Source organism: Bradyrhizobium sp. CCBAU 11357, assembly GCF_028128865.1.
In the GTDB taxonomy this organism is placed as follows: Bacteria; Pseudomonadota; Alphaproteobacteria; order Rhizobiales; family Xanthobacteraceae; genus Bradyrhizobium.
The window spans coordinates 1-19,201 of record NZ_LBJW01000009.1; the positions used below are offsets into that span (position 1 = coordinate 1).

The window sequence follows — 19,201 nt, forward strand, 5'->3', positions numbered from 1 at the left end:
CGCCTGCCTTGGTACACCATCTATCCAACCGTACGGGATTTCTCCGCGATGGTCGGTGCCAAGACGTGTGAGACATGGCTGAGGCGACTGCCGCCCGACGAGCCCGTATCGCTCTACATCCACGTTCCGTTCTGTCGCTCTATCTGTTGGTATTGCGGCTTCCCTACAAGCCTCACTCGCAGCGAGCGACCGGTCCGCAAATACTTGGCAGCATTGCGAGAGGAGATCGGCTTGGTCGCAAAGCAAGTGCCGAGCGCTCTGCCGGTGAGCGACGTGCATTTCGGCGGCGGGACGCCGACGACCATTGCACCGCGCGATTTTCTCGCCTTGATGGAACTCCTGCGCCACTGCTTTGCGTTCAAAAAATCAGCTACCATCGCCATAGAAATCGATCCGCGTGGGGTCACGCCCGAGATGGTCGAAACGTTACAAGCGGCCGGGGTCAGCCGCGCGAGCATCGGCGTGCAAAGCTTCGATCCGGTGGTTCAAAGGTCGGTCAACCGCGTGCAGAGCGAGGTGCTGACGGCTTCTGTCGTCGAAACTCTACGCCAGCATGGGATAAACCGCATCAATTTCGACCTTCTCTTCGGACTACCGCATCAAACGGTGCGGTCCTGCGTGGACACCGCTCGGACAGCTCTGGCCATGCGGCCAGACCGGCTTGCAGTTTTCGGCTATGCTCACGTCCCCTCCTATATGAAACGTCAACGCCAGCTCGATGAGACGGCGCTGCCGGACAATATTGCCCGCGCTGAGCAAGCTGCGGCCATTGCAAATACCCTGGTCTCGGCCGGCTACCGCCAGGTCGGGCTCGATCATTTCGCCCTGCCCAACGACGAGCTCGCCCTGGCGCAGAAAGCTGGCCGACTGCGGCGCAATTCCCTCGGTTATTCGGCTGATACCACCAAAACCGTAATCGGCTTAGGTCCGTACGCCATCGGCCGTTTGCGTGAGGGTTATGTGCAGAACGAGATCGCGACCCCTTCCTATTACGAACACGTTCGAGCCGGCCGCCTAGCAACCTCAAAAGGCTATTGTCTGTCGGCCGAAGATCGCCTCCGCGCCGCAATCATCGAGCGTCTAATGTGCGATTTGCACGCCGACATACCAGCGATCTGCGCTGCTCACGGATTTGATTCGATTCCACTTCTCAAGTCTGCAGGCCGGCTGGGAATGCTTGCCGAAGACGGGATAGTGGACATTGAAAAGGGCTTAATTCGGGTCAAGCAGGAGCATCGGTTCGTCGTTCGTGCGGTTGCTGCCGCATTCGACACTTATCTCGACCGTACCCCTATCAGCTAAGCCACGCATGTGAGCAGTTTCCAAACATCTAAGCTCTTCGCGAGGGAATGATCACAAGAGGCGGCTCCGACAGACAGGCCAGATTTCGACGATGGAGCGGCGGTGCTCGATGTAGCCTCAAATCGGCGAGGGCTGATCAGAGAGCTAATTGAAGAGAGAAGCGGAGCGGGTTCCGCCGCTCCGGCCCCCTCGATCGGTTGCGCGGGAGGGCCCGGCCTTTAGCCGCGCCGGAGTGGCAAGTCCGGGCGCTCGTCTCAATAGCCTTGCCGAGCGCTTGGCCTGCGGACGGCTCTGCAAGGATGGACGGGCGGGCGGCTCTTGCTTGGTCTTGGCAGGAAGTGCTGCAGGCATGGCGGCCATCACTCGCCCCGCGCGATGGCGTTGCTCGGCGTCGGGTCGGTGATCTGCTGGCCGAACAGGCTGCCGATCAGCTCGACTGCCGTGCGCGCGGTCCGGCCGCGTTCGTCCAGGAACGGATTGAGCTCGACGATGTCGACCGATCCGACGACGCCGGAATCGTGCAGCAGCTCCATGATCAGGTGCGCTTCGCGATAGGTGGCGCCACCCGGCACGGTGGTGCCGACGCCCGGCGCCACGCAGGGATCGAGGAAATCGACGTCGAAGCTGACATGCAGCACGCCGTTGCTGGCCTTGACGCGTTCGATGACGCGGCGGATCAGGACGGCAACGCCGAACTCGTCGATCTGGCGCATGTCGACGATCCTGATCCGGCGCGAGCGCATCAGCTCCTTCTCGAGCTTGTCGATCGAACGCGCGCCGAACAGATCGAGTTTGTCCGGGAGAATCGAAGCGCGCGGATCGTCGCCGAGCAGGCCGTCAAGGCCCGGCTCGCCGCACAGGAACGCGGCTGACATGCCGTGCATGTTCGCGGTGATCGTCGTCTCCGGCGTGTTGTAGTCGGCATGGGCGTCGAGCCAGAGCACGAACAGTTCGCGGCCGCGCTCCTGCCAATGACGGGCCATGGCATTGACCGACCCCATCGACAGCGTGTGATCGCCGCCGAGAAAGATCGGCAGCGCACCGGTTGTCGCGATCTCATAGCCTTTGCGGCTCAGGACGCGGGTCCAGCGCTGGATTTCGCGGTAGTGATTGGCCATTTCGGGCGGCCTGTCGGTGAGGCCCCGGACCTCGGCTACCGACAGATCGCCATGGTCGACGACCTTGAAATCAAGGCTTTCCAGCAATGTCGCAAGGCCGGCGGTGCGCAGCGCCGCGGGCCCCATCAAGGTGCCGCGTTGCGAAGCCCCCATGTCGATGGGAGCACCGAGCAAGGCGATGCGCCGGGCTCGATCCGTCCTGGTCCGATCGGTCACGGCTGCCTCCTCACATCAGCAAGGTTAACCCAGCCCGGATAGCCAAAGGTGCCGGCTTCCATCAACACGCCTGCAGGTCGCGCCCTTGAGCACGGAGATACCGCAATCCACGTCCCAACCCGGCATGGCGGAGCGTCGTCGCTAAATCCGGTGGCCGATGAGTATAGGGTCAAGGTATCCCACCAACGAAGAAAGATCCCTGCTTCATTTAACCACTCTCTGATGCAGTGTTCAGGAGCGCCGACCTGACCGATTTTGGTGTAGATCACAGAACCGTTGACCCAAAAGCGATACATAGGATGTCCAGCTTTACGGGGCCAAGGGGGCGCGATAGTGGCGCAAGTAATCCCGTGCCGTTCGCTCTGCCGTGAAGCGCTCTTCGAAGCGCGCGCGGACGCGTCCTCGATCGATTTGCCCAAGCCGCGACACAGCCTCAATTGCTTCGTCCTCGTTTTGGACGATGAAGCCTGTCACCCCTTCCTCGATAATCTCGGGCACCGAGCCGGACCGGTAGGCAATGACTGGCGTTCCGCAGGCCATCGCCTCGATCGTCACCAATCCAAACGGCTCCGGCCACCTGATTGGGAGCAGCAAAGCAGCGGCTCCTGCAAGGAACGGTCGTTTCGAGACGTCATCTACCTCGCCGACGAGCTGGATTTGTTTGCCGTCAATCTGAGGCTCTATCTTCTCTCTGAAATACCCACTTTCGTCGCGAGGGACCTTGGCGGCAATCCGAAGCGGCATCCTGGCGGCGAGCGCGATGCGGATAGCATCTTCGGGGCCTTTTTCGGCGGTCAAGCGCCCGAGAACCGCCAGGTACGATCCGGCAGCAAATGAGGCGCCGAACTGGTCGATGGGCAGACCGTGATACACCGTTCCGCACCAGTTTGCGCTGGCGTGCGCGGCGGCGATCAGGGTGAGACTCCGCATTGCGTCGCCAGAAATGTTCCTGAATGCTGAGTTGTTGCCTCACGTAATTGCTCCCCAATGGCAAGGGAGCGCAGGGGCAACGATGAGGCGATTGAGTATGGCGACGCGCAAGGAACTGAAGTCTGCTTTGGCGCGGCGCTACAGGATGTCGAGCCGCGTCGAAAAGGGCCGTATTCTCGACGAGTTCGTCGCGATTACGGGCCTGCATCGGAAGCATGCGATGCGGCTGCTGCGCTGCGATCCTGACGGCCAGACAGCGGGGCGCCGCAATCGTGTGCGGATCTACCAAGACGCCGAGAGAACTGCGCTGATACTGCTTTGGGAGGCCGCAGACCGGGTGTGCGGCAAGCGTCTGAAGGGCCTGCTGCCGATCTTGATTGAATCGATGGAGCGTCACGGCCATATCGACCTGACGCCAGAGGTTCGGGACAAATTATTGTCGATGAGTGCGGCGACGATCGACCGGGCGCTTCGAAGCGTTCGTGAGCAAAGCGGCCGGCAGCGCCGTCGCTCTGTAGCAAGTGCTCTGCGACGCAGCATCCCTGTTCGTACTTCAGCGAATTGGGGAGATCCTGCGCCCGGGTTCGTCGAGGCGGATCTTGTTGCTCACAGCGGTCCTTTGGCGCGGGGTAGCTTCGTCCAGACGCTCGTTCTCACGGATCTCGCGACCGGCTGGACGGAATGCGCGCCACTTCTGGTGCGCGAACAGAGGTTGTTGATCACGGTTCTGACCGAACTTCGTAAACAGCTACCGTTTGCGCTCCTGGGTCTGGACACCGACAACGACTCTGTGTTCATGAATGAGACCTTGAAAGAAAATTGCGAGCAGGTTGACATCATCTTCACGCGCTGTCGCCCCTATCGCAAGAACGATCAGGCTTTTGTCGAGCAGAAGAACGGCGCGGTGGTCCGCCGGATGGTCGGCTACCGTCGATTCGAGGGGCTCGAAGCGGCTGCTTTGCTGGCGCAGCTTTATCGTTCGGCCCGCTTGTTCGTGAACTTTTTCCAGCCATCGTTCAAATTAATACGAAAGGAGCGCGACGGAGCGCGTGTCCACAAAACGTATAGTGCCCCCGCGACCCCACATCAGCGGCTGGTCGCCGAAGCAAGAACACCTGATGCAGTCCGCTCCCGCGTCAATGAAATGTATGCCCGGTTGGATCCCGTCGCCTTGCTGCGCGATATCCGAGCCGTCCAGGAGAAGTTAGCCAGTCTCACCGACGCCGCCCCAGCAAGCCATCCAACTGCGGCGCCAACGATCGAACAGTTTTTGTCGAGCTTGCGAATCGCGTGGAAAGAAGGAGCGGTCCGCCCGACCGACAGACCAATTGCGAAGCCGAAGCGTGAGCGACGACGCCCTGATCCGCTCGTCAAGGCTACGCCACAACTGCGCGAATGGTTTGAGGCCGAGCCGTGGCGAACCGGCAGCGAACTCCTTTGCAAGCTTCAGGCAGAACGCCCCGGGGTCTACCCAAGCAAAGTACTCCGAACTCTTCGTGGCGCAGCGAGCAAGCAAGCGCACTGTTGTTTAGCTCCCGGGAAAACGCAGCACAAACCGACGTGATCGATCCATCACCGGAAAGCCCGCCGCTGCTGGATGAAGGAACGACGGTGTGAAGTAGACCGGTGATCGACCGTGCTCAAGGCTGGCGCGTTGCGCCACCGCCTTCGGCGGCTGGCGGCCTTGACCACGCCCGATCACCGGTCTGTTGGCTTTGCAAGCGCTCGGTCGAGGACCGAGCGCGACATCGGCGCGCTCCAAATGCCCACCAGTAGTGCGACCGCCTTCCTCCGCTCCCCTGGGTAGGGAGCAAAATAGATGAGGCAACAACAGGTCTATCGGGAACATCGCTAGATGCGGCAATACGCGCTCTCATCCTGATTGTCGCGCTATACTGGCGAGCGGAATGCGGTGATCCGAGATGGATGCGAACCAAGCTTCTGGAAACTTGCTGGTCACGGCCGGCAATCCCGGCAGATCCGGCCGACCGTGCATCGTCGTGCTAAATGGCACTCCTGCGCGATTGAGGATCGGCAGATGTAGCCGGTCGATGTGAGCGTGAACTGGTCTGCGCAATCGTAAACTGCTTCCAGTTAAGCAGCCAAAGCCGCGTTCGGGTCTGAGCGTGGTCGCCCAAAGCGAAGTGCTTTTGGCCAGACCGGAAAACGTGTGGTGCGGGTCCAGGAATCGCCGCTCGCAAAGAGGGTGACATCCTGCCCGAGTTCGACGAGTGCTTCGACGAGCCAGGCGACCACTCTTTCCGTTCCACCATGGAGCTTTGGTGGGACGCTTTCGGCGAGCGGAGCAGTCTGAGCTAGCTTCATCAGTAACTCCCACATGGCGCTTGCGTGACCGCGGCAGACGAACGAGGTTCAGTCAAGGCCCCGGCGAAACTCGCGTATATCCGTCGGAGTGCGCTCATTCGTCGAGTCGAAACCAGCTATATCCGTAGCCGTCGAGTTCGATCGTCGAGTCCTCGCAGGGCTTCGATGAGTACACGCGATTGCCGAACAGATCAGTCAAGTTGTGCGCTGCCGAGAAGCCATCGACTTGGGCCCGTCACTCGGCTTGTGACAGGTTGTGCAATATCAGCACCGATTGCCCCTCCCACGCAAATCTCTGAACCAGAATGGAAGGAGGATGCGCTTGCGGCAAACTCAGGTCGCCCCACCCAACTTCCGCGCAAGACTTGCGCAGTTCGACCAGGCGCCGCAGCCAGTGTGCTGAGCGGCAGCGTTGACCTTGGACGGAGCGTATTCGGCGCCTTGGATCATGTCGTAACGCAATCGAGCCGCAGGTCGAGAGAAACCACCGGTTCGTCATCGGCCCATTGCATGCAAGTTCGTACCGGCCATCGCTCCGGAAGCGCGAGATCGTCGCCCATTCCCAGCTCATCTCCGGAGTAGATGACGGGTGTGCCAGGGAGATTGAAGAGCAGGCTGTAGGCGAGTTCGATCCGCCGGCCGTGATTGCCGAGGATGCAAGCCAGACGAAGACGAATTCCGCGTCAGTGAAGTTACATTCTTCGGGATGGCGCAAAGGCAGCATAGACTTCCTCACGCTCTTCAGGTTTTAGGCGCCCCAGGTCAAGCTCATCGTGATTGCGCAAGAACTGGGCCCACTGAGCAAACGGTGGCAATCGAGGTAGTGCGGCCAGACACCCCTGCAATGATCCGGCAGTTTCGCGCGCAAGCGCAAGAAACAGGCGCTGATTCAGAAGGAACGCGAATAGAAGGGGTATGCGCGATCCGCTGCCGAAGTAATGATCGAGCTCGGAAGGGGCAACATTTGCTTCTGCTAGCAAGACAGCATCACCTTTGCGCCAGGACAAGAAGTCACGAAACTCTCCAAAGAACTCGTATCGGCGCGCTGGCGGCCAGTCCGAGCGTATCTCCTCCACAACGAAGGGCGCCACATCGATACGGAATCCCGACACAAAAGTTCAAGTCAGCAGCCGGTGATCTTGAAGATCCTTCGCGAACGGCGAAGATGCAATTCCCGATCGGGCTGGTGCTGGTAGAAACGGTGATAGTACCAGGTTCGGGCGCAAAGACCGTACGTCCATCCATACACTCAGAGAAACCCCACTCGATGCGTCGGCACCAGCACAACCTTCGGGTATTTTGCGACCGGAGCAGCTTTGCGAAGCAATGGTCCTCCTCGAGCGGAGTTGGAGACTCGAGTACACCTGCAGCAGTCTCAACCTCAAGGCTCGGCTTTCTTCGGTCCTGCGATCACTGGGCGAGAGAAACAGGCCGTTCTGGTTTGGATTGGCTGAAGCGTTTCCTGGCGTGCTTGAAGCAGCCCAGGCTGCCGACAAAGGGGGCACGGGAGCAGCAGATGGGAGCGGCGTAAACTCTGCAGCGAGTCGATTCGCGAGGTCAGGATGGTGATCTGATCCAGGATTCCTTTCAGGTCATCAGGCTGGGCAACGATCCGCCGGTTGAGTTCCGCAATTTCATCGTCAGCTTTCTGTTGCGCCTCCTCAATCTCGGACTGAAATGCTCTGACCCCGGTGACGGGCTCATCGTTGAAGGGACGTCCTGAACTTCAGGCGTCTCGACAAATTGTTCGAACTTGGCCCAAAGCCACGCGCCAGAAGCATACGAGCCGACGAGGACAAGCGGCAGCACCAAAACTGCAAAAATCCGTCTTGACGGGCCTGTGCAGGAGCGGCCACAAGTGTGAACCGGCGGCTTGATCAAGCAACTCCATTGCTCCTCGCTTAACATCCCATCCAGCAGATTTGTTTGTCGAAGCGATAGCCTGTGATGTTGATGCGCTCCAAGGACCGCCAGCGTGCATAATAGGTAATCTTGGCGACCTTCCCGATCGGCTGCTCCTGCTTCGATGCCATCCCGTTGAGCAACTCGACGATTTGCGCTCGTTCTCCATGATAGAGGCCCGCAGCGAGCAATGGTTGTCGTTGGCGATGGCGTAGCATTTTCTCGTCATTCAGACGAATCTTGCAGATTTTCTCGAGCGTCGCACGAATGCAGAGCGGTCGCGCCTTCCTGCTTGTGTGGGATGGAGCAGCCTCGCCTCAGGCTTTGACGACATCACAAACTTCATCCGCGACACGCCACACAGGCACAACGTTTGAGCGGCCGAGCCGCAATGGCCGATTGACCGGTTATCTGCAACTGTTCAACTCCCAATTCCGGCAGGTTGTTTGAGATCACGGATACATGGCAAGCGGACCAACGAACGCCGCGTACGTCAAGGACTCGGATGCAACACAGATTTTGCCGTGACAACCGCGGTAACAGAGCCAGCAACCTGCTCGCGGGTAGCCGGCAAAGCTGCTGTATGGCTGATTCCTCCGGCCTCCTGGGCCATCAGGTTAGACCTTGTCGTGTGATTTCAGGACGCGCCAATTCAAAGGCGTCTCGGCAAGCACGGCGATTGTCTCGTGTTTCCGTGGCACCGATACCAATGAAGCGCTTGGTGAAGCTTGGCCTCACCGCGAAATCGGCTGACTCACGGTGAGCAAGCTGGGCATTCGCAACGCTTTTGTATCCATGACAGCGAGGCCTTGCGCGCTCTTCCTTAGCATCTCGATGAACCAACGCTCGGGGCTGCCCCTCGGCGCACCGGCGTCGTTCATAGGCATGGTTGCGAAGCAGATCATCGCGTCGCGAGCTAACAGCTTACAAAGCATGGGTGGTTCTTGTCGGAGCCATCGAGATCCAGCTCGCCTCCCTCGCTCTCGAACGCGAAAACGCTGAGCTCTTGGCCAATCAGGCCGCTGCGCAATCTAATCATGGCCGGCAGAGAGGGAAGCAAGGTGCGCCGTGCGTGATTGCTTTCTTGAGACGAGTTTGCCGTGGGGATACCCGGCGGCCGAAACACTTTCCTTCCATTTAAAGCCGAGGGGAAAGCAACGTTGGCTTGTTATCGTAGTTTCGCTGGCAGCTTATCTGGTCGACAATTCCGTACTGGCCCAAACCACCAGCTCCGGATCGACCTGGCAACCAGCTCTCCAGCCTCGGCGCCAGTAGCAAGTCCCGGTGTGCCTTTCGAAAAGCGCGCTAGTGCGGAAAGAGCTGCTCAGACAAGAACGCGAAAGACGATCGACCCCTTCGCACGGTACGATAATCTGCGTGAAAAAGGGGTGTGGTTCAACATACCTGGCGCTGCGAACATGATCGATCAGGATAAGGGCGGCGTTAGATCGGCGCTTGCAGATGTCGGCATCGGCTACATCGGCTGGACACACAACAGCTTTGCAAACAACCTGCTGCCGAATGCCGCCAGAAGCACTATCGAAAACCAGCTCTATATGGGCCAGAATCCGACCTTCGCGTCGACAAACTTCATGATCGTCACCTACGATCTCAGCCGGTTTGGCCTTTCCGACAGACAAATTGTACTAGGGGCCGAGCAGCAACACTGGACGTGGGATCGCGCGGGACCAGATCGAGTGGGGCTCAATACGCTCGCGTACTACCAGACTTTCTTCGACAGGACGCTAGAACTCAAACTTGGCTATCTCAGAAACCAAAATGAATTCACCGGCACATTGTTCGGAGGGATTACAGGATCGAACATGTCTGCCTTGTTCCAGGGGGCATGAGCACCAATGCCGCACCGACCCTGCGGTCAACCTGAAGTACAATTTTGACCGTGGTGCTTGTACAACAAGAGTCTCCAGCGCTCAATTAGTCCAGATGGTCCCTATGTCCAGATAACGGAGAATCGCACGGGCTTGGACTGGAGCACGCCCCATGCAGGCATTCTTCTCATTGATGAAGCCGGCTACAAGAGCAAGGCAGCCCCCGGCGTACTCGATACCTGGCTGCGGGCGGGCGTTGGGTTCAACACCAGCCGGTACACGAGTTTGACGGATCCCAAGCGACGCAGAGAAAGCGGGAATAACTTTCACTTCATCGCTGCGGACAGGCAGTTCTGGCAGAACGACCCCGATGGGACCCCATTTCGCGGCATTTATGGCGGCTTCTCGATTATGGAAGCTCCGCCGGGCCTGAACAGGATCAGCCGGTACTGCGAGCTTCGTCTTTACGCGAGGGGAGCATTTGACAGTCGGCCCAGTGATCTGATTGCACTCGTCGCTAGCAACACGAGCTGGAGCAAATTTGCGGTGGATGCTGCCCTCACCAACGGGCAGCTTGCGCATCGTGAAACAACAGCAATCACCGCAACATATACCGCCCATCTCGCTCCCGGAGTATATGCAGGGGTGGGACTGTCATACATTCACAACCCGACTCGCATCACGCACACTCCCCAGACTAAAGACGCGCTCAATCTGTTGCTATCTACGTTGATATTCTTCTGATCATCGCAACCGCCATTCTGCTACGACCTCCTCCTGACCCGAGGGACTTGAGCTTGGCGATCTCTTTGGTAGGATCCGCCGCATCTGCGCTAGCCAAGCATTGTTGCTCGGCTAGACGGGAAGTCGCGGACACGGCGGTGACGTGCGCGAGTTGAGTGGGGACGCTAATAGCAACAGACTCCTTTAAAGCATTAAAGTATCTACGGACCTTTCGCTCGACGCGGGTCGTCGTGCCGATGTCGTGCGTCCAAGGCGCACTCGCGCTAAGCTCAATCCTTTCCCCAGAACGTGGCTCTCATCAACCCCGAGGGCGCGGTACTGAAGGAACCGACACGCACCGACCGCGCCCCCTGTCCGCGCCGCACGAAGCTAATCGGCAAGAGGAGCATCAGGCTGGGCAGGATAATGCGTCCGCACCGTCGGCTCTCCGCGAGGTCCTTGTCGGTCCGGAGCAGCTTCTTAAGGAGCAGCTTCTTAAGGAGCAGCTTCGGCTGCCTACTGGATCATCTTGAAGACCGATCAATAGCATGTTCCGTCCCTTCGCAGGAGCTTCAGCAGCTCGAAAGGACTTACGTGACGAGCTTCAGCGGCAATGGAAGGATCCCCTGGCCTCTCGTTTTTCGTTGATCCAGAAGAGTTTACTGTTGATGAGGAGCAGTTCTCGAGGGGAGCTCGACGCAGAGCAGAGCTCTGGGGGAGGAACCCTCCGGTAAGTGTTACAGGGGGGCCCTATCGATCGGGGTGCACACGGCGTGCGGCGAGAGACAGTCGTCTTCGAGACCAACCTCGTGTCTGAGTACCAGCATTGGAGTTGTAGCACGATAAACCGACCGCCAGCACCATCGCCAACGTCACGCCTCAGCTCTGCAATCTACATCGGCTGGATGCATGGCCCATCAAGCGGGACGTGAGCGAAGGCCGCGCGCGAACTGCCCGGCAAGCATTTGGAAATGCAGCCAAGTTCGATTCCTCAGCCACGTTCGGGATAGGCGCGAACGCGCCGGCGTCCCTCGCTTTCCATCAACTCGCCCCTATAAGGCACTCCACGGATCTCGAAATAGGTCGGGCGCCCGACTTCGGGCATGATGCGCTGGCCTTCAAGGACGCGGACAAGGTAATCGGGCAGGAATCGCTCTCGGTGCTCCCATCCGCCCCGAATTAAATAGCCAAGATCGACTGTACCTTCGTCGGGTCGCGCGGCCCTGACGATCTGCGGAGGACGATAGAGGGGCTGCGATGGGCCAGCTTCGTTTATCCCGCTAGCGCGCGGGTGATGGATCAGGCGAACATCCATGGGGCCTTCCGGCCCGACAGTCGCCGAATAACGCTCCCCATTGATCGCAAATTGACTTGGCCCGAACTGGTTTGGCAGTAGATTGATATTGCTCAACACATCGATCAACACGTCTGAAGCCGCCTTGGAGCCGTGGCGCCAGTCGGCGCCAACGATCGCTCCGATATCCCGCAGCTCCGGAGCCGGCCGCGGCGGTCCTGCGAACCACGGGGTGGCTGCAAACTCAGGTGCTGGCGCAGAGCGCGCATCGTCACGCAAGTCGTGCGGTGTGGGTGGATCCAGATCAACGAAGGAGTCGAGACCGCCGTAGATGTTTGACGATCGGGGCCTCACCGATGACGGTGATGCGGGTTCTTGCATTTGTTGCCCGAGCCAGGCCCAGGCTCCCTGGCTCGGGGTGGCCGGAGTAGCAGGAAGCTCGAGCGGCGGATAAGCTTGCGCGGCCCAGTGCGGCGCTGGCACTGCTGAGGCGGGTTCGTGGATTTGCTCGCCAAGCCAATCCCGGGCTGCCGCGCTCGGCGTTGCCGGGGTTGCCGCAAGCTGTTGCGACGAACCGGCCTGCCAATCGCTGGGCGCTCGCATCGATGTGGTGGGCCCGTGGATCTGCTCGCCAAGCCAATCCCACGCTCCCGCGCTCGGGGTGGCTGGCGTTGCAGGAGGCTCCTGCAGTGAGTGCGGCTGTCGAGCAGCTTCCCAAGAAGGCTGGCCCGGATCCTCAGGAGGCCGCAATCCAAGGGCCCTGTTCGCCTCCAGGATTTGCTCGTATTGGCCAAGCTTGACTAGATCAGGCTTGATCTTGCCGTCCTTGGTTTCGCGCCTGTATTCCTCGACATCCCGGTCAAGCGCTGGGGTGGAAAGTCTGCCAGCCATTGCCGGCCGATCATGCGTCTGCAGCCACTCACTTAGCCTATACATGCGGCGAGCTTGCCTGTCGATCGTCTCCGGCTCGATCCTGTGCGCCGCCTTTTCCGCCGCCGACCACATGTCGATGAGGATTGCGTCCCCGCGGTGAGGGGCCAGTCGGCGGAGATCAGGCGCCAGGCGTTTCCGGCACCGACCTCACGGAGCTTCTTCAAGGCCGCTTTGATGCGTCTGCTTTTGTCCTTTGCGTAGGTATCGACATCCTCATCCAGCTCAGCTTCCAGCTGATGGTTTTCCACCTCCGGGTTGTCCTGCTGCGCGTTTTCTGATTCCCGTTGAATTCGATCCGCAATTGAGGGCCTGCCGGCCGTGCTCAGGCGCGCGCTCAAATGGCGCAAATCGGCTGCGGCATTCTTGATCGTGCCGTCGGTGAGGTTACCCGTCGCCTTGTTTCTGAAATCTCTTATCAGCACCTCGTCCTCCTCTGGGACAGCGCGCGTCCGGCCCGGCTGCCGAGCATAGTCAATGCGAAGATTCGTGGAAAAGGCATCCCCCTGTCCCGCATTGCGCGAGTATTTTTCGCTGCTGCTCCCGCCAAAAGCCTTGCCGACTCCCGACTTGAAGCGTGACCATAACCCGCCGCTTTTTCCGCTCTTGGCCGACGCGGCAGACTCTGCGTCCGGAAAGCTGTAGCGCGCGCTGCTGAACGGATCATCTCGCAAGCTGGACTGCGGCACTTGCGCCGAGGCGGGAAGCTGGAAGCTGGGAATGTCTACGCTCCGGCGCGTGCCGCCCAGCGCACTCTCCCTAAAAGTGGAGTCCGGCGGCTCCCGCATCGAACCGCCGAAATCCTCCCGCCGAACTGCTCGACCCCCTCCTGCGGGAGCCCGATTGGACGAACTTGAGTTGCTTTCATCTGACGGATCGAGACTCAAATCCTCCAGGCGCCGTTCAAAATCACCGCGCTCCCTTTTGTCTACTCGCTGCGATGTGCAGTTCGTCCTGAGTTCTCGGCCCTCATCCCGAGCGCCTCTCGGCGCTCGGGACCGGACAGGCAGCGCGCAGTTCGAGGATGAGCTTGGCAAGCCAGCTCCGCAAATGCTGATCTGGCAGACTTCATTCGTTCGCTTCAATACGCCTCGGCGCTTGACTGCGGAACCGCAAGGCTTGTCGTGCAGTCTCGAAAGCGCCTCGATCAGGCGCGTGAACGACCTCGCCCGGATGACGGATTGGCCATCGTAAGCTACGAATACGGTACTCCAACACTTGCTTGGCGAGATGGATCACGCTGGAAGGACTCGAATTCAACTAGATCTGACGAACAGTTAACTCCTACGTCAAACGAGCTGGCTGGCCGCGGCAGCGCCCTGTCTGGTCTGCTCAACAACTTTCGACTGATGGAGCTCTCGTCCCGAGGAGCTGTTGAGCTGACGCAGATATCCCTCGCCTGCGCGCGTCTTCATCGCTCTGCAACACCGAAAAAGCCCGCGTTTTCCAAAGTGCAAAAGCACCTTCGCGGCAATTGGCGAGGCTTGACAATCGATCTTTGGCTCCGCCGCAGAGCGTTGATAGATATATCTCCGGCGTGATGAGACCTCAGAGTTCGCGGCCGCCACGCTCGGCCAGCACACGGTGCATGACATCGCGTTTGATCTCGCTGGCGAGCTCGTTTCGGACTTGGGCTCCGAGCACCCGCTCGGCATCCGGATCGCCTAGAAGACCGTGCTCGGCCAGTCGCTGATCCAAGCGGGTTTGAAACTCCTCGCCCATGGCTTCGACGAGCCGGTCTTGCATCGCTTCATATTCATCAGGAGCGATTCGCCTCAGCACCGTCTCCCACGGTTGCCAGCGGGTTGCCATGTAGTCAGTAAACTGGTTCGCTTCTTGCTCGCGAACCGACTGCAGTGCGCGCGCCGCATCATCGGATGTCACGTGAGAAACCGTCAGAAACCGCATGTCAGGGGCGACGTGAATCAGCTCCAGCGGCTCGCGAAGAAGATTTTGATAGGCCAAGTAGACTTCGACGTCGTCTAAGTTCGGGTGGAGAGTGAGGAGCGAGTTGACCCTGTCGCGCGCGATCCCTTCCAGCGCGTCCAGGCGGAACGCAACGCGGCCGCGCTGGATGAGTTGGCCGAGCCTATCATCATACACCCCCTCCTCAACATCAGCATTAAGGCGCGCGGTCCGCATACCGTTCCAGTGCAGAGTAACACGATCCTCGCAACTCGCGTTGGCTTCAGAAGCCTGTGTGAAAAACTGCTCGCGCAATCTCGGATTGGTCGCCGCCTGTCGCAGATCATCCGCCACGGCCTGCCGAAACTCGTGATTGCCATAGTTGACGGTCCCACGTAGCCTTTCTAGGAACCGGGCGTAGTCTTGGGCGCCAGGCTCATCCGCAAAGTGCTGCCACTCGGCCAGCGCCGTCGGATCGTCCCCGAGCCAGTGCGCGGCAGCCTCGTACAAAGGGAGCTGGCCAAGATGGGGTGCGGCCAGGTGAGCGCGGACCTCGTCCGGGAACGGGTTATCACCGAACTCGACGTTCTGCAGCGGACGGGTCAAACTCCCCGGCAGCAGATCCTCAGGCAGGCTGGTCAGCCGGTTACCGCTGACATCGATCGATTCAAGCCAGCTCGGAAGGGTTTCGGGGAGATTGGCCAATTGATTGCTGCTGACATCAAGTTCAACGAGACCTCCTGGGAGGGACTCGGGAAGTTCGATCAGCTGATTGCCACTAACCGCGAGCGAGGTGAGGCTGCTCGGGAGAGCGTCGGGCAGGCTACTCAGTCGGTTGTTGTTTGCGTTCAGGACCCCCAGCTCCGCCGGGAGGCGATCTGGGAGACTCGTCAACCTGTTATCGCTGACCTCTAAGCGATAGAGGCTCGCCGGAAGAGCGTCCGGCAAACTGGTTAGCCGGTTGTGGCTAATAAAAAGTTCGCGGAGACCGGGCGGGAGGCTAGCGGGTAGGCTGCCTAGCTCGTTGTGCATGGCGCGGAGGTTCAGCAGTCTCGGCGGCAGGGCATCGGGCAAAGCGGTTAGGGACAGGGATGACAAATCGACCAAGTGCGAGCGCATGCTGTCCGCAGCCCTGATCCGCGAGCCCCCCTGTCGGCGGTTCTCCGCTGAGCCCTGCCCCTCTTCGCCAACCCAGTCGTCCAGGATCCGCGCGCGAGCGGAGCTGGGGGTCCGATACCCTGTCAAGCTTTCGACCAAATTTGCCAAGGCACGGTTGAAACCGCCGAGGTAGCTTTCCCGCTCCCCTTCTTCAAAAGTATCCGGTGCGGAACCTGCGCTCCGCTGTGCCTGTCCTGTGTCCATCATCTTATCTCCCTCGTCAGAAACTAAGAAATCCGCGCCGCTGCGCAAAGCCGCGGAGCAGGAGTTTGCGCGCTGGCACAAATAATGATTCGAGCGGGCGCACGTGCGCCCGCGGCGGCCCGCCCTGGTCGAAGGCGGTTCAGCTTCACACGATTTGGAGGGGGCGAATGGATCGATGCTGCTGCAAAGTTTGCTGCCATTTTGTTGGCCGGACAGATCCGGAGGCCCGCCAACGTGAAAGCGTTCTGCCGCTAGCACGGCCACCTGTCGATCAGCTGACGAGGTCTCGCTGCAAAACACCCAAGTCACTCGGTTTGCGACCCGTAGCAAAGACCAGCGTTGCACCGATTGCCTTGACAAGTGAAAGGACGGCCGCGGAGGCGAGCGTTCGAGCGCCGGTCGCTCTTCGTTTTTCACGCACTCGACCGAAAGGGACCCCCGCCTGGCATTGAGGTAACGCACCGTTGCCGCGCCCTGGGCTCGATGTTTAAGCCGCTGTTGCGTCAGTGCGGAACCGTGTAGGCGGAGATAACGGGCCGCAATGGATTCATTATTCCAAATCGTTGCACCGAAAATATGCCTGCTTCAATGCCATCGCTGCGGTAACTGCGATAGGGCCGTCAGCTTGTCGAAAGAGAAGTGTCCTACGTCCTAGATGGTGTGGTCACGGGCTGAGTTGGCCGGGTGTGGTAAGGGAGTTGAAATGGATCCTTTTGAGACAGGACAGATTCGGCCCGGCGGAGGCATTCCTTCTGCATCTTCGGAACAAGAGGGGGCGGAAGACGGGCGGAGGGCGGCACAATGGGATGCGTTCGTGACGGGTTTCGCAACAAACTCCTTGAATTCAACCGATGCGGCGACCGAAGCAGACGAGACGCTTGAGAATTGGGCTTCTGAACAGCACGTGGGTCCCCTTGAGGACCGGGAAGAAGCGGCAAGGCGGGTCAATGCTCTGGGTGAAGACGCCATGCTGGATCTGCAGTCGCTGTCCCTCACCAGTCTGCCCAGACTTCCAAGCGAAATCGTCGTGCTCGATGTGCCTTTCAACCGGCTTACCAATCTGCCTGACGAACTTCCGGCTTCGCTCCAGCGTCTTGATGTTAGTGGCAATCAGCTGAGCAGCCTGCCCGCTCTTCCGGGCGGGCTCAGAGGCCTCGACGTGAACTCGAATCGGCTGGAGAGCCTACCTGCCGTCCTGCCTGACAGGCTCCAATTTCTTTGCGCCAACTACAATCGGCTGCTGAACTTACCCGAAACCTTCCCTGCTTCGCTCCAATTTCTCCACATCAGCCACAATCAGCTGACGAGTCTAGCGGCGGAGCTCCCTGCTATGCTTGAGTATCTCGACGTAAGCCAAAATCAACTGACGGATCTGCCGCCGGCTCTCCCAGCTTCGCTCCGGTTTCTCGACGTAAGCCAAAACCATTTGACGAGTCTGCCCGAGGACCTGCTGACGGCCTTGGGCGGTGGTGGCACCCTAGTTCTGACTGAAAATCCGCTATCTGAGCAGGTGCTGGCGAACCTGAGCACAATCGTAAGCGCGGAGGGTTATGTCGGCCCGACTGTCCACCTTTCGCACGACGACGAAAGTGAATCGTCCGGGACAGACGACGGGCAGGCGGACGCTCTCGCTGAAGCAGTTGCAGAATGGCTGAAGGGCAATCCACAGGAGGGCGATCGGGAGGTGCTTGCCGCTTGGCAGAACTTTGCAGAAGAGCCGGGCGCTCGGGAATACGGGCTTTTCCTCGGCAAGCTGTTCGAGTCCGTCAATGCTGGCAATGAAGGGTTCCGGCAATCGGTGGCCAATGATCTGCGTCAGGCGGCAAAAAACCCGCAATTGCGTGCGCAGTACTTTCAACTGGCATGGGACGCCAACCAGAGCTGCGAGGATCGCAGAACATTAACCTGGAACGGCATGCAGACCGCGCGCCTCCTCGCGGAAGTCGAGAAGGGTCTCTATGACAACAAGGCACGGCTTGCCGATCTCGTCGAATTGGGGCGCGTCATGTTCCGCATGGACGCGCTCGAGGCGATCGCGCGCGATAAGGCTCACTCACTCGCCTCGGTCGACAACGTAGAAGACATCGACGCCGTTGAAGTCTTTCTTGCCTATCAGAACAAACTGCGCGAGCGGCTGGGACTACAACACGTCGCGCCGGACATGCGCTTCTTTGAGGTCTCCGGCATTACCGACTCTGACGTTGACAGGGCAGAGACATCCGTGCGGGAGAGGGAGGCGGCCGAATTTGCCGACTATTTGGCAATGGATTGGCAGCCTTGGGACGATGTGATTCGCCGCATCGCACCTGAAGAGCATGCCAAGACGCAGGACCAACTCATTGGTGCAATGGGAAGGGAGTTCGACAGCCGAATGGAGCAACAGCTCGCCGATCAAGGCCTGACCGGGGCTGAAGCTGGCCTCGTCGAAGATGCCAAGCGAGTGTTGGGTCCCGCAGTTCGCAAAGAGATCGCCCGTGAGATCAAGGGCGCCCTAAGAGATAAGGTGCTCAATGAGCACGACCTCGCGCTCTGAAGCCCCCTTTGCCGTAGGATGCTGTTAATTTTGCTGCCGTTCCTCTGGTGCGCCGGTTGGTGGTCGAGAGGAACGCGCAATGCGCAACGAGTGCAGCAGAGTGCCGATCGAGAAACCGGCGTTGCTCCTGACTGTCATGCTGCCGATTGATGTAGGTCAGGTCGACGCTTGGAGTAGACTGGCTGCTAGCTCTCTACTGAGGGGGATGTCCCGATCGTTGTTGAACTAGGTCGGGCCGACGTCGCCGGAATGAATGTTACGCGGCCCTCGTGACGTGGGCAACGGGGTTGATCGTCATGCGATTGTGGCGAGCTTGAAGAGCCGCACGCAGAACCGACAATTGCTTATGCGCCTTCAATCGTCGGAAGCCCTTGTTGGCTTCGATCATGCCGGCCGCGATCCATCGCAAGGCCATACCGGCATCCCGCCAGCGTTTGACGTTGCGCGTGACGCGGCGAATGGTGCCCATCATGGTCTCGGCGATGTTGGTACAGGCGAGCGATCGACGAAGGTCCTTCGGCAACTTCAATCGGACGACAGTCAGGATTTCGTCGAGGCCTTCGAGGATGCTGGCCGCTACGCCGGGCCATTGCTGGTCGAGTCGACGCGCGAGATTGCGGATCAATTTTTCAGCCTTGTCAGCGTCATCGAGCTCCCAGGCCTGGCGCAGCACCCGACGGGTGGCCGCATGATGCTGTTTTGGCAGGCGTTCCATGATGTTGCGCGCCTTGTGGATCTGGCAGCGCTGGATCGCAGCGGCCGAACCAAAGGTGCGGCGGATCGCCTTCGACAACGCCTTCGCGCCGTCGGCGATGAACAGTCTTGGCACCGT

11 protein-coding genes and 2 pseudogenes are annotated in these 19,201 nt (G+C 59.7%); 5 read left to right on the forward strand and 8 right to left on the reverse strand.

The genetic code is table 11. From position 1 onward, the window contains the following. A partial coding sequence (gene hemN / locus XI05_RS01515; RefSeq protein ID WP_271498233.1) for an oxygen-independent coproporphyrinogen III oxidase occupies positions 1–1,302 on the forward strand: 1,302 nt, incomplete at its 5' end. 359 nt (positions 1,303–1,661) lie between these two features. On the opposite strand, the gene rocF is transcribed toward hemN, so the two are convergent. Together rocF and XI05_RS01525 are read right to left on the reverse strand one after the other, a co-directional pair. Then, positions 1,662–2,636: an arginase gene (gene rocF, locus XI05_RS01520; RefSeq protein WP_271498235.1), complete on the reverse strand. Its 975-nt coding sequence runs from the start codon at positions 2,634–2,636 to the stop codon at positions 1,662–1,664. 309 nt (positions 2,637–2,945) lie between these two features. After that, a pseudogene (locus tag XI05_RS01525) lies at positions 2,946–3,527 on the reverse strand (glycosyltransferase); the annotation flags it as partial. Between the two features lie 121 nt (positions 3,528–3,648). On the opposite strand from XI05_RS01525, the pseudogene XI05_RS01530 reads away from it, so the two are divergent. Further along, positions 3,649–5,183 (forward strand): annotated as a pseudogene (locus XI05_RS01530) (ISNCY family transposase). Positions 5,184–5,660: 477 nt separating this feature from the next. Here XI05_RS01530 and XI05_RS39445 read toward each other — a convergent pair. Further along, complete coding sequence (locus tag XI05_RS39445) at positions 5,661–5,891, reverse strand: hypothetical protein (protein ID WP_333939809.1); 231 nt, start codon at positions 5,889–5,891, stop codon at positions 5,661–5,663. A 446-nt stretch (positions 5,892–6,337) separates the two neighbouring features. Beyond that, a complete protein-coding gene (locus tag XI05_RS39610) occupies positions 6,338–6,568 on the reverse strand; it encodes an alpha-amylase family glycosyl hydrolase (RefSeq protein WP_442869219.1) in 231 nt (76 codons plus the stop codon). Between the two features lie 2,643 nt (positions 6,569–9,211). Between XI05_RS39610 and XI05_RS01545 the strand changes: the two genes are divergently transcribed. Further along, positions 9,212–9,643, forward strand: a complete 432-nt coding sequence (locus tag XI05_RS01545; protein ID WP_271498237.1) for a hypothetical protein — start codon at positions 9,212–9,214, stop codon at positions 9,641–9,643. A gap of 132 nt (positions 9,644–9,775) precedes the next feature. Then, entirely contained in the window at positions 9,776–10,366 is a 591-nt protein-coding gene (locus XI05_RS01550; protein WP_271498239.1) for a carbohydrate porin, read from the forward strand. A 970-nt stretch (positions 10,367–11,336) separates the two neighbouring features. On the opposite strand, the gene XI05_RS01555 is transcribed toward XI05_RS01550, so the two are convergent. The 3 genes from XI05_RS01555 to XI05_RS01565 form a co-directional block, all read right to left on the reverse strand. Next, positions 11,337–12,530 (reverse strand): hypothetical protein, encoded by a 1,194-nt coding sequence (locus XI05_RS01555; RefSeq protein ID WP_271498242.1) that lies wholly within the window; start codon positions 12,528–12,530, stop codon positions 11,337–11,339. A gap of 32 nt (positions 12,531–12,562) precedes the next feature. Continuing rightward, positions 12,563–13,357, reverse strand: coding sequence for a hypothetical protein (locus XI05_RS01560; RefSeq protein ID WP_271498244.1), 795 nt, complete (start codon positions 13,355–13,357; stop codon positions 12,563–12,565). Positions 13,358–14,117: 760 nt separating this feature from the next. Continuing rightward, positions 14,118–15,836, reverse strand: a complete 1,719-nt coding sequence (locus XI05_RS01565) for an NEL-type E3 ubiquitin ligase domain-containing protein (RefSeq protein ID WP_271498249.1) — start codon at positions 15,834–15,836, stop codon at positions 14,118–14,120. 703 nt (positions 15,837–16,539) lie between these two features. On the opposite strand from XI05_RS01565, the gene XI05_RS01570 reads away from it, so the two are divergent. Beyond that, positions 16,540–18,369: an NEL-type E3 ubiquitin ligase domain-containing protein gene (locus tag XI05_RS01570; protein WP_271498246.1), complete on the forward strand. Its 1,830-nt coding sequence runs from the start codon at positions 16,540–16,542 to the stop codon at positions 18,367–18,369. A 256-nt stretch (positions 18,370–18,625) separates the two neighbouring features. On the opposite strand, the gene XI05_RS01575 is transcribed toward XI05_RS01570, so the two are convergent. Beyond that, positions 18,626–19,201: transposase (locus XI05_RS01575; RefSeq protein WP_271498247.1), on the reverse strand; the 576-nt coding region annotated here is incomplete at its 5' end.

Excerpts from the sequence above, each read along its gene's own strand:
- XI05_RS01555 (WP_271498242.1), bottom strand. The coding sequence starts at position 12,530 with ATGGCTGGCAGACTTTCCACCCCAGCGCTTGACCGGGATGTCGAGGAA.
- XI05_RS01545 (WP_271498237.1), top strand. The coding sequence starts at position 9,212 with ATGATCGATCAGGATAAGGGCGGCGTTAGATCGGCGCTTGCAGATGTC.
- XI05_RS01570 (WP_271498246.1), top strand. The coding sequence starts at position 16,540 with ATGGATCCTTTTGAGACAGGACAGATTCGGCCCGGCGGAGGCATTCCT.
- XI05_RS01560 (WP_271498244.1), bottom strand. The coding sequence starts at position 13,357 with ATGCGGGAGCCGCCGGACTCCACTTTTAGGGAGAGTGCGCTGGGCGGC.
- XI05_RS39445 (WP_333939809.1), bottom strand. The coding sequence starts at position 5,891 with ATGAAGCTAGCTCAGACTGCTCCGCTCGCCGAAAGCGTCCCACCAAAG.
- XI05_RS01565 (WP_271498249.1), bottom strand. The coding sequence starts at position 15,836 with ATGGACACAGGACAGGCACAGCGGAGCGCAGGTTCCGCACCGGATACT.